1 protein-coding gene is annotated in these 616 nt (G+C 47.4%); it reads right to left on the minus strand.

The window, feature by feature from the left end; translation table 11 throughout:
- A partial coding sequence (locus R7Q09_RS26720) for a GAF domain-containing protein (protein WP_318144020.1) occupies positions 1–616 on the minus strand: 616 nt, incomplete at both ends.

A 616-nucleotide genomic window follows, 5' to 3' on the forward strand; every position in this document is an offset into this window, starting at 1 on the left:
TTTATTGATTTCGCTGTCGAACTTTTTCCGCATCCGGCGGAAGTCATTCAGCGCACGCTCAATCGCTACCAGCAGCAGCTCTTGCTCTCGCTCTTTATCCAGCGTGGAAGACGGGAATACGTCCGACAAACTCGGCTGCGTGTTGTCAAACCAAAACTCTCCGATGGCGACACCCGTTGATGCAGGCAAGCCTTTAAGAACCGTCGGTTTTGAGGCTAATTGCCAATGACCTAAACTTTGCGCGTGAGCGATGATCACGGCTAACTGTGCAGATAAGGTCACTAAGAAAGATTCTTCCATCTCACTAAACAATCGTGGCGTCTTTTGCTGAATGACTAATACACCTAATACTTGTTTGCGATGGATGATTGGAGTGGCGAGGAAAGAGTGATAAACCTGTTCACCAAGCTGCGGGAAGAATTTAAATTCAGGGTGTTTTGAGGCTTCTGCGAGGTTAAGAGGTTCTGCGCTGCGTTTAACGAGACCAACTAAACCTTCATTGAAATTAATGTGGATGCTATCGCCTTCAAAAATAAGGCCTTGAGTGGCCATCAACTCAAGGCGCTGCAGTGCTTCATTGGCGAGATAGATAGTACAACACTCAGTTCGAAGGGCG

The organism is Vibrio sp. 2130-1 (assembly GCF_033339515.1).